Origin of the sequence: Microcoleus sp. PH2017_09_SFU_O_A (assembly GCF_020738625.1) — a bacterium.
GTDB lineage: Bacteria > Cyanobacteriota > Cyanobacteriia > Cyanobacteriales > Microcoleaceae > Microcoleus.
This window is the reverse complement of the sequence record NZ_JAEQCF010000006.1, coordinates 11,625-25,231: the sequence shown is the minus strand read 5'-3', so window position 1 is coordinate 25,231 and position 13,607 is coordinate 11,625. Positions and strand designations below refer to the sequence as shown.

The following is a 13,607-nucleotide window of genomic DNA, read 5'->3' as shown; positions in this document are numbered from 1 at the left end:
CAACTCGACATCGCGCGATCGATCTTTTCTGCGGTAACAGAGATCGATCGGACTATTTTATTCTCTCGGTATATTGCCTGAAAAGATGTGATAATAAACAGCAAAATTTGTGATAATAAACATCAGAATTTGTGAACGAAATCACATTTAATCTTGGCGAATTATGATTCAATTTTACAGTTGCGTTGGGAGCATCTCAGTTTTGCAAGAAGCATTTTTAAAGAGCGGACTCTACTGATGTACTACGAACCATTTTTTGAGCGGGGCAGCACTGTAAATGCAAAACTGAGATGCTCCCGTTGCGTTCGATCGCAAACAGAGCAACTGCAAACTTAATTTTTGCTAAAGATTGTAAATCGGCACTGCTTCCACCGGTTCAGCCAACTCAAACTTAAACACGCGCGAATAGAAATAGAATTCGCCATCAAGAGTTCTTTTGATATTTTCAGCGCGACGAAAACCGTGCTGTTCCCCTTCATAAGCAACGTAAGCAACCGGCAAACCTTTAGCTTTCAATATCTCTACCATCATTTCGGCTTGATTGGGCGGCACGACTTTATCTTCCAATCCTTGAAAGAAGATAACGGGACAAGATAAACCTTCGGCTGCATGAATGGGCGATCGAGCTACATACAAATCTTTTCGTGCAGGATAAGGCCCGATCAATCCATCCAGATACCGCGCTTCAAACTTGTGAGTATCATTTGTCAAAGCCTCCAAATCGCTAACTCCATAATAGCTCGCACCGGCCTTAAACACATCGCGGAAAGTCAGAGCGCACAGAGTTGTGTAGCCCCCTGCACTGCCTCCGGCGATCGCCATTCTTTCGCCGTCTACCAAACCCTGTTCGGCTAAATATTTAGCACCATTAGCGCAGTCATCAACATCAACAATACCCCAACTATCTTGCAGCCTTCTTCTGTATTCCCGGCCGTAACCAGTGCTACCACCGTAGTTGACATCAAGCACCGCAAAACCGCGACTCGTCCAATATTGAATTTTCAAATTCATGCTGCTAGAAGTAGCAGCAGTCGGGCCGCCGTGGCTTTTGACAACTAACGGCGGTTTTTCAGATTCAGGTGCAGCGAAGTCTTGGTTTTTCGGAGGATAGAAGAAGCCAAAAGCAGTCAAACCATTTTCGGTTGGAAATTCCAGCGGTTCCGGTACAGAAAGATAACCAGAATCGATGTTTAAATCGCTCGACTTTCGCAAAATTTTCCGTTGACTTGTGGCTAAATTTAGCTGTACAATAGCAGTAGATGCGATCGGCGAACCTGCCAGAAAAACTACAGTTTCTCCCCGCGCTTTCACCGACGAAATATCAGTGTAACCTGTCTCAATATTTGTCAACTGCTTTGTCGCTAAATCGAGACTTCCTAGATGCCACTTACCTTGCTGAGTGTAGGTGCAAATAATTTTGCTTTCCGAGACAAAGGCATAGGTAGACATTCCAAAAACCCATTGGGGAAGGCCGAATTCAGCGGACATTTCGCAGACTGGTTCAATTTCTGGTTGTTCGCGCAAGCTTTTTTCTATCTTTGCTTCCCCCCTTGCTAAGGGGGGATTGAGGGGGGTTCTGTAAAAATTCCACCAGTTCGACTTATCGGAAACAAAATACAAAACTCCATCGGGCGACCATTCTGGCTGAAAAATAGACTCATCAACTCCGCCCGCAACTAAATATTTTTCGCCTAAAGAACCATCAGCATTAATTTCTGCCACCCACAATTCTGTGCCATCCCACGGCATATTTGGGTGGTTCCAACAAATCCAGGAAAGTTGAACACCGTCAGGACTCAAACGAGGGGAAGCATAAAAATCGTTGCCCTGAGTTAAAATTTGAATATCTTCGCCGTTATCTAGATTAATACTAACAATTGTATTCACAGATTCGCCTTTTCCTGCATTGTCTTCGCGCACACAAATCAGGCGATTTCTTGGTTTGTCAACGATCGCATCTGCGTAGCAACATTTAGCAGCCGGTGTCAATGGTTCTGGTGGAGAATTTAATGTTTGACAATAAATTCTTTGGTCGGCAAAATGAGAGAAATAAACCACGCTATCAGAAACTGCAAAAGCAGCGCCGCCGTATTCGTGGACGCGAGTGCGAACGTTGAACGGAGGCGGTGTTACGTCAGTTATTTTACCGTCGGGAGTCCGCCGCACGAGGACGCTTCTTCCTGCTTCCGATGGTCTTCCTTCTACCCAGTAAATATCATCGCCGTCAATGGCAATTTGTCCGAGTCCGACAGTTCCTGAAACAATTAAATCTGAGGTGATGGGAGATTTCCAAGAACCGTAAGGTGATATGGTATTCATAATAAATTGGAATTGGGAATTGGGAATTGGGAATTGGGAATTGGGAATTGGGAATTGGGAATTGGGAATTGGGAATTGGGAATTGGGAATTGGGAATTGGGAATTGGCGAGTACCTCACTTGAGAACGGCTATAGTTGAATCAGTTGTGTTTTTAGAACAAATAAATTTATATTTGTACTTTACACTAATTCAATGATGGGGAAGCAGAATGTCGAAAAAGCTGGTACTAATGGATCACGACGGTGCAGTTGACGACTATCTCTCAGTCGTGTTGCTGATGACAATGGAGGAAGTGCAAACTCTGGGAGTAATTGTCACTCCGGCGGATTGCTACATTCAGCCAGCCGTGAGTGCAACCCGCAAAATCCTCGATTTGATGGGGTGTTCAGAGGTGCCAGTGGCGGCGAGTACGGTGCGGGGATTGAATCCATTTCCGGTGTTGTTTAGGCGAGATTCCTTTGCGTGCGATCGACTTCCCATTCTAAATGAAAAAGCAACCATTGACACACCGTTAATATCAGAACCCGGACAAAACTTTATGGTGGGAGTTTTGCGGGATGCAAAGGAACCGGTCACATTAATGGTAACGGGGCCGCTAACAACAGTGGCACAAGCCTTAGATATTGCACCAGAAATTGAAAGCAAAATCAAAGAAATTGTGTGGATGGGAGGGGCGCTCAACGCTATAGGCAATGTTAGCAAAGATATGGAACCGGGACAAGATATGTCGGCGGAATGGAATGCTTACTGGGATCCGATAGCCATTGAGAGAATTTGGCAAACACAAATTCCCGTTGTGATGTGTCCTTTAGATATCACCAATAATGTACCGCTGACTGTGGATTTTTCTAATCGCTTAGCCAGACAGCGCAAATATCCAATCTCCGATTTAGCAGGACAGTGTTATGCTTTAGCCATAGCTCAAGATTACTATTTTTGGGATATTTTGGCAACGGCTTATTTGGCACATCCAGAATTTTACGAACTGCGAGAATGGGAAACCGAAATAGTTACTGAAGGTGTCAGTCAAGGACGTACAAAAGTTGAAACAGGAGGGCGAAAAATTCAAGCAATGGATCGAGTAGATACGGAAAAGTTTTACAATTACATATTGCAACAGTGGGCGCGTTAAGCATAACAATATCTGGTAGAGGCGGGTTGTTAGCCAAAAATATCCCTACAAAACCCGCCCTAACTCAAATATTTACGCTATCTTCTCTTTCCTCTCTTTCTCTGCGCCCTCTGCGCCCTCTGCGGTTAATCAAAAAAAATCTCATTCACAAATCCAACAAAATTGCGGTAAGCGGCGTGGACTCGGTTCGTCAATTGTCGATAGTGGAAAAAATCCGATGAAATTATCCTCAAAAAAATTCTGGATTGTTGCGTGTGTTTTGTACTTGTTAATTATTCTCAGTATCATGCTGGTAGCAGATATGGGAAAGTTAACTAACTTTCCTCTGGCTCATCCGCCTTATGACAAACTCGGACATTTTATTTTGTACGGAATAGCATCTTTTTTGTGCCATAGAGCAACGGGCAAAAAAATGATGATGGTGTTGAATTATCCAATTCCTTTCGGGCCAGCACTGTTTACTATTTTCACTGCTGGGGAAGAAATGCTGCAAGCGATTTTACCCAATCGTACTGCTAGTATTGAAGATTTTTTAGCGAGTTTTGCGGGTATTGTAGTTTTTTATTGGATTGGAGAAGCTTGGGATAAAGAAAAAGGAAAGTTCGGCAACTGATTGTGTAACGGATGTAACGGATGTAACGGATGCAAGGAAGAAATAAGAATAAGGAAGAAGGAAGGAAAGAAGGAAGAAAGAAAGAAGAAGGAAGAAGGAAGAAGGAAGAAGGAAGAAGTTGAGTTTGTAGGGTGATATTCGGCGCATCGGTTGATGGGGGCGATCGACTAATGTTGTGTTTATGTATTATCCAACCATTGCGATCGGGTGCGTAGCTATTAAATTAGCTAGGGATTGTTGGTGGATCCACACCCTAGGACTTTTTTTGGTATAGGGATATTTTTGCTTCATAAAATGGAGCAAATGTCAATAAAATGTGTTTGCGAAAGTTCAATTACTCTCTTCCAAAAAGGTTTGTACTCGACCGTTTGGTCTCAATACAACTCGAATTTTGGGGTTTTTGCCATGAGTAACGGCAGAAACAAAGGGCTCGCCGACTAAGGGCATACTAGCCCGATCGATATAATCGGCGGCTGCTTTGCCCATCGGGACAATAGTTTGAATTGAGCCGTTTTCATCGATTTGCAGGCTGTATTCTAAGGTTTGTTCCATTCCTTCTGGTGGCTTCCAGCGTTCCTCAAAGTAGGTTCTAGCTTCTGAAACTTGAGGAATTGTATCAAATAAAGTGCGGTTTTTTTTGCTGGCGGTAGCCCGGTTGTTGTCCTCTGACTCGGCTTGCGGTTTAGTGTCCTCAAGGGGTGGGAGTTCGGTGCTGGGGGGGGAAATCGGCTGGGGGAGGGGGGGGAATGATTGCGGTGGGGGAACTGGGAATCGCGATGCAGATAGGGATGGTGGCAGGGGGGGCGGTACGGCGGGAGCTAGTCTCGGCGGTATGGGGGGCAGCAGGTAGGGTGCTTGGGGGGCGGCAATTGGGGGCCCTGCGGGATCGGGAATTGTGATGATTTGCCCTTGGGGGAGGGCTGGGGCGCTCTGTGATGCTGCGGGTGCGCTGCTGTTGGGGGGGAATAGCAGGGGTGGCTGCTGGATGGGGCTGGGTTTGTTGGTGCTTGGGCTTGGGGCTAGGGCGATTGGGGGCAAGCTGGGGCTGGGGGTGGCGGCGGCGGTGTTGATGGGCGGGGGCGGTAGGGGGGGTAAGCCTGGTGTGGCTGCGGCTGTTGGTGTTGCTGTTGGGGATGTGGTGGGGGATGTGGTGGGGGCGGGAACTGGGCTGGGGTTGGCGCCGGCAAGTATTTGGGGCTGCGGGAGTGCGGGGGTAAATTGTGGGTTGGTGGGGGCTGTGACGGGGGCTGTGGCGGTTGTTGGGGAGGTGTTGGAGGACGATCGATCGAGCATTTTAACAATTCCCGTCGTCATTCCGACGCTGGCGACTAGGATTGCTGCGATATTCAACCATGGTAATGCTTTCGCTTCTGGGCGATCGCGGTTGAGGTTGGGGACTGCCATGACTTCGGCGGCGCAGTCATCTAGTGCGGTGGCTAAGTCAAAGAGTTGGAGGGTACTCAAGTGTACTTCCGGCCCGGATTCGGCGGCGCTCAATGAGCCTAAGAACAAGTTGTGGGCGAGCAAGCCGCGGGGTTCTAGGCGGGGGGGAACTGGCAGGTAGGTAGTGTTTGGGGCTGCGGTTGCTAGTTCGGATGTGCTGAGGGGTCGATCGAATGTAACGACATTGCGCGCGACTTCTGGCGAGTCTGGGGCTGTGGTAAAACCTGTTTGGGAGTTGAGGTTGTTGTCCCAATCGCGGGCTTCGCCGAGGAAGTTTTGGACGTAGTTGGTGACTGCTTCGTGGAGGGTTTCGAGTTGATTGCGATCGCCCCTGAGAGTAACGTGTTCGGTATCTGGTAGCCTGGGGTCATCTAGTCGCAACTCAAAATTTAAAGATTTAAACACGGGTTTGCCCGCCCAACGAGATAGAGGCGAACTTTTGGCTGTAATTTCCAGCGTGCAAGTGGGGGGCGTGTAGCGTTTGAGAGCCATAGCAAGAAGACTGTATGTTATTTGTTATTTGTTATTTGTTATTTGTTATTTGTTTGTTCTAATAACCAATAACCAATAACTAATGACTGGTGACTAATTCTTAGCACGATCTAGGAGGGCGAGCCAGAGGCGCCGGTGGCCGCCGGGACTGCTGTAAAACAGCAAATCGATCAGGAGTTTGAGGGCCAAATTAGTTAGTTCTTTTGCCGATAAAGTTTCTGCATCTTCCATGCGATCGGCATAAGTGTTGCTGAACCTATCAATATAGTCTCCCAACAAAGCGACTGTGTGAGGTTCGCGGTTTTGCTCAGCCATTTGTTCGAGCAAGGCCACGGCGCGGCGGATTAAAGCTTGATGCTGTTTTGCCAAATTACAGCTTATCAAAACGAGCGATCGAGCTTCCTCCACATCCAGTTTTTTCCGCCCTCCCTGGCCTTTTCGCAGCGGGTTCGATTGGCGCAGCCGCCACAAAGCTACGCGATCGGCTACCATTGGCTCTAAATTCAGTTCGGCTGCTACCTTGAGCATCGCCTCTGAGCCAATTTCTGCCAGGGCTTCTAGGGCTAACAGCACTAAATCCAGTTGGGCTTTAATGTTGTCCAACTGGGTAGGTTCTGGTGCTTTTTGGGTCAATTCTTCCCAGTTGGGAGATGGGCCCGTTTCGTTTGTGGGAGCGGAGGGCTTTACAGTCGAGCGCATGGCTTGGGCACGGGAAATAAGACAGGTTGATGCAGGATATCGACAGTATGCAGTAATGCAAGCTTTGTGGCCGGACAAAAGCTGATCTGTTAATTTTTCTCCATAACTCGTGGCTTTGATTCCGGCAATCCTAGTTGCTGGACGGATTTGCGAGTTGAAAGTTGCGGTTGCAAGTTCGATCGCCCAACCGCAGCAAAACCCAAAAATTTTCACCCCCAACCATCCTACGCCGCCCCTTGCCCGAAATCAATTCTGCGCGTTCCAACTAAGCTGTTGCGGTACAAAAGATTTAAGTTTTCGGGCGGGCAGGATGCCCAGCCCACAGGAGTTTCAAGCAACATGATGCTGAAAATTAGATGCACGCGAGCTTATTTGAGATAAACCAACGTCACACCTCCACCTCCTTCTTTTTGACTGGCGAGCTCGTAGCGGGAAACCTGCGGGTGAGAATCGAGGAACTCGTGAACCCCGCGCCGCAACTGTCCCGTACCTTTGCCGTGAATTATCCACAGCGCACCGTATTCGACTGCTTTGGAAAGAGCTCTGTCGATTTCGATTTCGGCATCGGAGACTCTGGCGCCCCGAAGGTCGATCGAATTATTAGCAGTGCGGATGGCAATTTCGGGATTGGGTTTTGCTGGTTCCGACGCTGCTTGTTTAGCTTTGGCGGTAGCGGCTGCTTGAGCTGCAACCTTGGCTAATTGAGCCTTAGTTTCCGGTTTTTGACCGTCGAGGGATTCAATTTCTGTTAGTTTGACGGTCATTTTCATAATCCCAAACCGCACGCTCAACTCTTCGTTAGCATCTGGCCCGCTGAGAACTTCGGCGGTTTGGCCTAAGCTGGGAATGCGGATACGATCGCCCGTTTTTGGCATAAAACCCGGTTTCGGTTTCGCCGGTTGTTTCCGAGAGGGCAGGTGTTTTTGGGAAATTTGATTTAAGGTTTCTGTCGCTATTTGGGCATTTTGAGCCGTTTGGTCGCCCGCCTGCAAGCGACGAATAATTTGAGCAATTTCTGATTTTGCCGATCCTATTGCCTCATTTACTGCCACTTCCTGAGCTATTTTTAGTTCTCGCTCCCGCTCTTGCAAAGCCGCTGCTTTTTGAGAAACTTCCTTGTGCAGTTTTTCGGTTTGGTGCAGCAGTTGAGTTGCTTCTCTGGCCTTGGTTTCCTGTCTCCGGCGCTGGGCTTCGAGTCCTGCAATCACTTGATTGACATCTTGAGATGCTCCGCCGACATAGGTTTGAGCTTCATCGACTATCGATGCTAGCAAACCGAGTCTTTTAGCAATAGTTAGGGCGTTGGAACGTCCGGGAATTCCCCACAGCAAGCGGTAGGTTGGCTGCATCGAACTGTCGTCAAATTCTACTGAGGCATTTTCAAAGCGGGCGTCTTGATATTTGAGGGCTTTGAGTTCGCCAAAGTGGGTAGTTGCGACTGTTAGCAGCGAATGTTGGGCGAGATATTGCAATAGGGCGATCGCCAATGCACTACCTTCAGATGGTTGGGAATTGGGAATTGGGAATTGGGAATTGGGAATTGGGAATTGGGAATTGGGAATTGGGAATTGGGAATTGGGAATTGGGAATTGGGAATTGGGCATTTTCTTCTCCTTCTCCTGCACTTTCTCCTTCCGATTTATTATGCAAAACTTCTAAAATACGGCTGATGCGACGGATGTGACCGCTGAAAGTAGACAAACTTTGCTGCAAAGATTGTTCGTCACCAATATCGGCAAGAATATTGTCGAACCAAGGCAATTCTACGGGTTCGCGAGCGGCGACAAACATTCCGGTTTTTGCCATTACAGCAGCCAATCCCAAGGTTTTGAGGGTGACAGTTTTGCCGCCGGTGTTGGGGCCGGTGATGGCGACGACGCGGATCTGGGGGCTGATTGTTAAATCGACGGGAACGACTGCAAAGCCTTGTTCGTGCTGTTGCTGCCAAACTAATAAAGGATGGCGCAATTGACGGAGGGTAATTGGCGATCGCAGATTCCGAATTAATACTTGGCTTTTTTCTGGTTGTTCCTCATCTAAATTTTCATCACTCGAATTTTCATCATCTAATTTTTCTGTATTTTTTGGTGCTAATTCTGGCTCTCCCAAGTCGATAAATTTCGGCGGGTTTGCTTGGAGCCAATAACCGTAGCGCGCTTTAGCCGCAGCTAAATCTATAGTTGTTACTACCACCACCAATCTATCTAAATCTGGTTTGACTGCTGCGACTTGCTCGGTGAGGGCGCGGCGGACTGCTTCTTCTTCGGCTTGTTCTTGCCGGAGCAACTGCCGCATTTGGTTGTTAAGATTGACTGTGTTGTGGGGTTCTACGTACAGTGTCGCGCCGCTGGCGGAGGAGTCGTGAACGATGCCCGGTATAGCATCTTTTTGGGGAGCTTTTACCGGAATCACAAAGCGCGAGCTTCTTTGAGTAATTACCTGTTCTTGGACGGCGTTGGATTGGCGCTGTAAAATTCCTTGCAATATTTGATAAATGCGATCGCGCAACTGTCGCATTTGCACTCGAATTCCTGCTAATTTAGGAGTGGCGCGATCGGCTACTTGAGCGCGATCGTCTATACAGCGATGGATTTCTTGCTCGATTTCGGGATAAGTCCGCAGTTGCGATGCCAGTTCTTTGAGCGTCGGGACATCGGGCGCCGAGTCAATTATCCGGCGCAATTGCCTTGCTCCTGCGAGTGTAGTAGCAATCGCGAGCAATTCTTCGCCACCGAGCAAACCTTGAAGTTCGGCTCGTTGCAGGGTAGAGCCGATGTCTTGGATGCCCTCAAAACTCAAAGCACCCCCAGCGCGGCTTTCTAACTGATAAGCTTCCTGAGTTTGGGCTAGGAGTTCGGCTGTTTGAGCTTGAGTTGCTGGGATTTGGAGGTCGAGGGCGGCCGCGACGCCGAGTTTAGTAGCAGCGAAGGTAGCCAAGTGCTGACACAGGCGCGGCCATTCTAATAGTTCTAGTGTTTCGGATTGAATCAAAGTTGAGGTGGTGTTGGTGATTGGCATTCCCAGGCGCTGACCGAGAAGGTTCATTTGACGATACTATTAATTAATTTTAAAGTTTTTTATGGTTTCCGGGCGCAACTTGAGAAAGTATCTGGGATAACCGTCAGTCTATTTTCCATGTTTGGATTTGAGATTTGAGATTTATTGCACAGGTGAATCTGCGAACTTTAACGGGGTCTAAATTTGTGGGATCTCCACGACTCCTGTCGGGGGCTGGTATCTGTTTGCGGGCGGGTGACAAATTAGCAAGGCGAGAATTTGTATTTTTGGGTTCGCCGTCTCAAATTATACATTCTACTGATACCTGTTTGGCAAAACGATGCAACTGTAGGCCCGCAATCCAAATCATTATCCAGTAACTCCTGCCCAATCTAAAATCTCCAATCTAAAATCTCAAATGGTATGAGCATTTTTGCTGTTGAGGGAGCTAGCATCTACTGTTTTTTGCTGGGATTAAACTATTTTGTTTTAAATATGTCCGGGTAATTGTGGCGGTTGTATCCTAAAGAGAAAGTTGTGGAGCTGGTGTTATGGCAAAGATTCTGACGATCGCAGATAGTGTGACTTGGGAAGTCGTCCAAGAGTTACTGGAAAAGGAGGGACATCAGGTAAAAGTCGCTTCCGACGGCAAAGATGGTTTTGACATGGCGAGGGAATTATCTCCGGATGTGATAATTTGCGATGGGACTTTGCCTCAAATTCACTGGTTGGAGGTGTGCCGGCTGGTGAAAGCCGATAGAGAATTGAGTACAGGGTATTTTCTGCTGCTGACAACACCCGAGCAATTTGCCGAAGTTCAAGAATTGGACGGGCTGGTGGACGATTTTCTGTTGAAACCGATAGTGAAGCAAGAATTGTTGGGGAGGCTGCGGGCGGGATTGCGCGAGCGCGAGTTGAGGCTGGAGTTGGCACGAACTCAGCAAGAATTGCAACTGTCGCGCGATCGATCGCTGGAAAGTGAAAAAATGTCCAACTTGGGGGAATTAGTGTCTGGTATTGCCCACGAAATTAACAACCCAATTACTTTTATTTACAGCAATCTCACCCACGTCCAAAGTTACGCTACCGATTTAATTGAACTACTGCGATTGTATCAAAAACAGCTCGTCAATCCTGACGCGGAAATTATGCAAAAACAGCAAGATATGGATGTGGAATTCCTGCTCGACGACTTGTTGAAAATTGTGAGTTCCATGCGTACCGGGAGCGATCGCATCCGCCAAATAATCTTGTCGGTACAGGATTTTTCCCGCAGCGATCGCTCTGGCTGGCAGTTATTCGATATTTCCGACGGTTTAGAAAACACTTTGTTGTTGTTGCAGCACCGCTTGCCGGCCCGCGATGGCAGGCGGGATATCAAGGTGATGAAGGAATACGGAAATTTGCCGCAAGTTGAGTGTTACGCGGGTCAGCTCAATCAAGCTTTTCTGAATATTATTAATCAGGCGATCGATGCTTTAGAAGAGTCGAGTCAAGAGTTGGAAGAGTCGGAATCAGTTAAATTCAAGCCTGTGATTTTGATTAGCACTCAGGTAATCGATGCTCAGCGGATTGCTATTGAGATTGCTGATAACGGCATGGCAATCAGCGAAGAGATTGCAGCGGAAAATTCGGACAATTTTTTGATGGGGAAACCTGCGGAATACAGCAGCACCTTGGGGATTGCTGTCAGCTATCGGATAATTGTAGAGCAGCATAAAGGAGAGTTAAAGTATTTTTCGGAACCGGGTAAAGGTACTAAGTTTCGGATAGAAATCCCGCTCAGGCACAGTTAATTAATGGGAGGTTAATCTTTAGGTACGTAGTTGCGCTTCAGCGCTCTTTGTTTATATAGATAAGAGCGCTAAAGCGCAACAACGTACCTTATTTTTCGTGAGATATTGTGGCGAATCCGCCCCAAGCGATGGGTGCATCTCACCGTTGAAGAGGGCGAAGCATGACCGCATATAAGTTATTAGTTATAATCCCATATTGACTGCGGTCATGCTTCGCCCCTACAAACATATTTGCCAAAACCAGATGCACCCTTTATATTTATATAATAGTAGATTTAAATGATTTGTAAGATGCTGTTTCTCTGGATCAAGAGCCTGCTCTGCGGTTAGTTGTAAAAACTCTGATCAACCGCCAGACCCGGAAATTGAGAAACTACTTCGATATCAAATATTGGAAAATGTAAAATTTTGTATAGAAATTACCCAAATTTCCGAAATATAGACGATAGTTGATATTCAAGAGACTTCAATCGTCAACAAAAACAAGTTTAAATTAGGTAATAAAATGGTAGTAGCAGCACCTGTTCAATCCGGCAGTCAGTCGATTTTTCAAGCTCGTTATGACAACTTTATTGGCGGTAAGTGGGTAGCACCGGTGAAGGGGAAATACTCGGAAAACCTTTCTCCAATTACCGGAAAATCAATTTGTCAAATTCCCCGATCGAGCGCGGAGGATGTAGAATTGGCACTAGATGCTGCCCACGCCGCGAAAGACAAGTGGGGTAAGACTTCCCCCGCAGACAGGGCACGGGTTTTGCACAAAATTGCCGATCGCATCGAAGAAAACCTCGATCGCCTCGCCATCGCCGAAACCTGGGACAACGGTAAACCAATTCGCGAAACCAGACTAGCAGACATCCCACTGGCGATCGACCATTTCCGCTACTTCGCAAGCTGCATCCGGGCCCAAGAAGGGTCGATCGGCGAACTCGACGAAAACACCGTCGCCTACCACTTCCACGAACCCCTAGGCGTCATCGGACAAATCATCCCCTGGAACTTCCCAATCCTCATGGCTGCGTGGAAACTCGCCCCAGCCCTCGCCGCCGGAAACTGCGTTGTCCTCAAACCCGCAGGGCCAACCCCCGCATCCATCCTAGTATTGATGGAAATCATCGCCGACTTAGTACCGGATGGCGTCATCAACGTCGTCAACGGGCCCGGCGCCGAAATCGGCAAAACCCTCGCCACCAGCCCCCGGATTGCGAAAGTAGCCTTCACCGGTGAAACAACCACGGGCCGGCTGATCATGCAGTACGCCTCCCAAAACGTCATCCCCGTCACCCTAGAATTAGGCGGAAAATCGCCCAACATTTTCTTTGAGGATGTCTGCGCCCAAGATGACGATTTTCTGGACAAAGCAGTGGAAGGCTTTGTGATGTTTGCTTTCAACCAAGGCGAAGTTTGCACTTGTCCTTCGCGGGCGTTAATTCAAGAGTCAATTTACGATCGATTCATGGAAAAGGCGATCGATCGCATCCGCCAAATCAAACAAGACAACCCCCTAGATCCAACAACCGCCCTCGGCGCGCAAGTCTCCGTCAACCAGATGGAAAAAATCGCCGAATACGTCAAAATCGGGCGTGAAGAAGGCGCAGAATGCCTGATTGGCGGCGAAAGAAAAATCTTATCCGGCGACTTACAAGACGGCTATTATTTCCAGCCGACAGTCTTCAAAGGAAACAACAAAATGCGAATTTTCCAAGAAGAAATCTTCGGCCCAGTATTAGCAGTCACCACCTTCAAAGACGAAGCCCAAGCCTTAGAAATTGCCAACGATACCCTCTACGGTTTAGGCGCCGGAGTTTGGACGCGCGACATCAACACCGCCTACCGCATGGGCCGCGCCGTTCAAGCAGGCCGCGTGTGGACAAACTGCTATCATTTGTATCCAGCCCACGCAGCCTTCGGCGGCTACAAATCATCGGGTATCGGCCGCGAAAACCACAAAATGATGTTGGATCACTACCAACAAACCAAGAACTTATTAGTCAGCTACAGCCCGAAAGCATTAGGCTTCTTCTAAAAAGGTACGTAGTTGCGCTTCAGCGCTCTTAGATTATCTAAAAAAAGAGCGCCAAATCGCAACAACCAAGAACTTCTTCTAAAAGGTAC

At 47.8% G+C, this 13,607-nt stretch carries 8 protein-coding genes and 1 pseudogene; 5 read left to right on the top strand and 4 right to left on the bottom strand.

The window, feature by feature from the left end; all coding sequences use genetic code 11:
• Positions 1-342: 342 nt before the first annotated feature.
• Entirely contained in the window at positions 343-2,319 is a 1,977-nt protein-coding gene (locus JGK16_RS03655; protein WP_293189737.1) for a S9 family peptidase, read from the bottom strand.
• On the opposite strand from JGK16_RS03655, the gene JGK16_RS03650 reads away from it, so the two are divergent.
• The 3 genes from JGK16_RS03650 to JGK16_RS03640 all read left to right on the top strand — a co-directional run bounded on the left by JGK16_RS03650 (position 2,309) and on the right by JGK16_RS03640 (position 4,065).
• A complete protein-coding gene (locus JGK16_RS03650) occupies positions 2,309-2,458 on the top strand; it encodes a hypothetical protein (protein ID WP_293202782.1) in 150 nt (49 codons plus the stop codon). The two genes, JGK16_RS03655 and JGK16_RS03650, sit on opposite strands and share 11 nt — an antisense overlap.
• 70 nt (positions 2,459-2,528) lie before the next feature.
• A complete protein-coding gene (locus JGK16_RS03645) occupies positions 2,529-3,452 on the top strand; it encodes a nucleoside hydrolase (protein WP_293189741.1) in 924 nt (307 codons plus the stop codon).
• Positions 3,453-3,669: 217 nt separating this feature from the next.
• On the top strand, positions 3,670-4,065 hold the full coding sequence (locus tag JGK16_RS03640; RefSeq protein WP_293174505.1) for a VanZ family protein: 396 nt from the start codon (positions 3,670-3,672) through the stop codon (positions 4,063-4,065).
• Positions 4,066-4,395: 330 nt separating this feature from the next.
• On the opposite strand, the gene JGK16_RS03635 is transcribed toward JGK16_RS03640, so the two are convergent.
• The 3 genes and pseudogenes from JGK16_RS03635 to JGK16_RS03625 all read right to left on the bottom strand — a co-directional run bounded on the left by JGK16_RS03635 (position 4,396) and on the right by JGK16_RS03625 (position 9,690).
• Entirely contained in the window at positions 4,396-6,000 is a 1,605-nt protein-coding gene (locus tag JGK16_RS03635) for a DUF4335 domain-containing protein (protein ID WP_293189743.1), read from the bottom strand.
• 93 nt (positions 6,001-6,093) lie between these two features.
• Positions 6,094-6,699: a DUF3038 domain-containing protein gene (locus JGK16_RS03630; RefSeq protein ID WP_293122723.1), complete on the bottom strand. Its 606-nt coding sequence runs from the start codon at positions 6,697-6,699 to the stop codon at positions 6,094-6,096.
• A gap of 368 nt (positions 6,700-7,067) precedes the next feature.
• A pseudogene (locus JGK16_RS03625) lies at positions 7,068-9,690 on the bottom strand (endonuclease MutS2).
• A 557-nt stretch (positions 9,691-10,247) separates the two neighbouring features.
• Here JGK16_RS03625 and JGK16_RS03620 point away from each other — a divergent pair.
• Entirely contained in the window at positions 10,248-11,492 is a 1,245-nt protein-coding gene (locus JGK16_RS03620) for a response regulator (protein WP_293189745.1), read from the top strand.
• Between the two features lie 505 nt (positions 11,493-11,997).
• Complete coding sequence (locus JGK16_RS03615; protein ID WP_293202780.1) at positions 11,998-13,518, top strand: aldehyde dehydrogenase family protein; 1,521 nt, start codon at positions 11,998-12,000, stop codon at positions 13,516-13,518.
• The last annotated feature ends 89 nt before the right edge of the window (positions 13,519-13,607 follow it).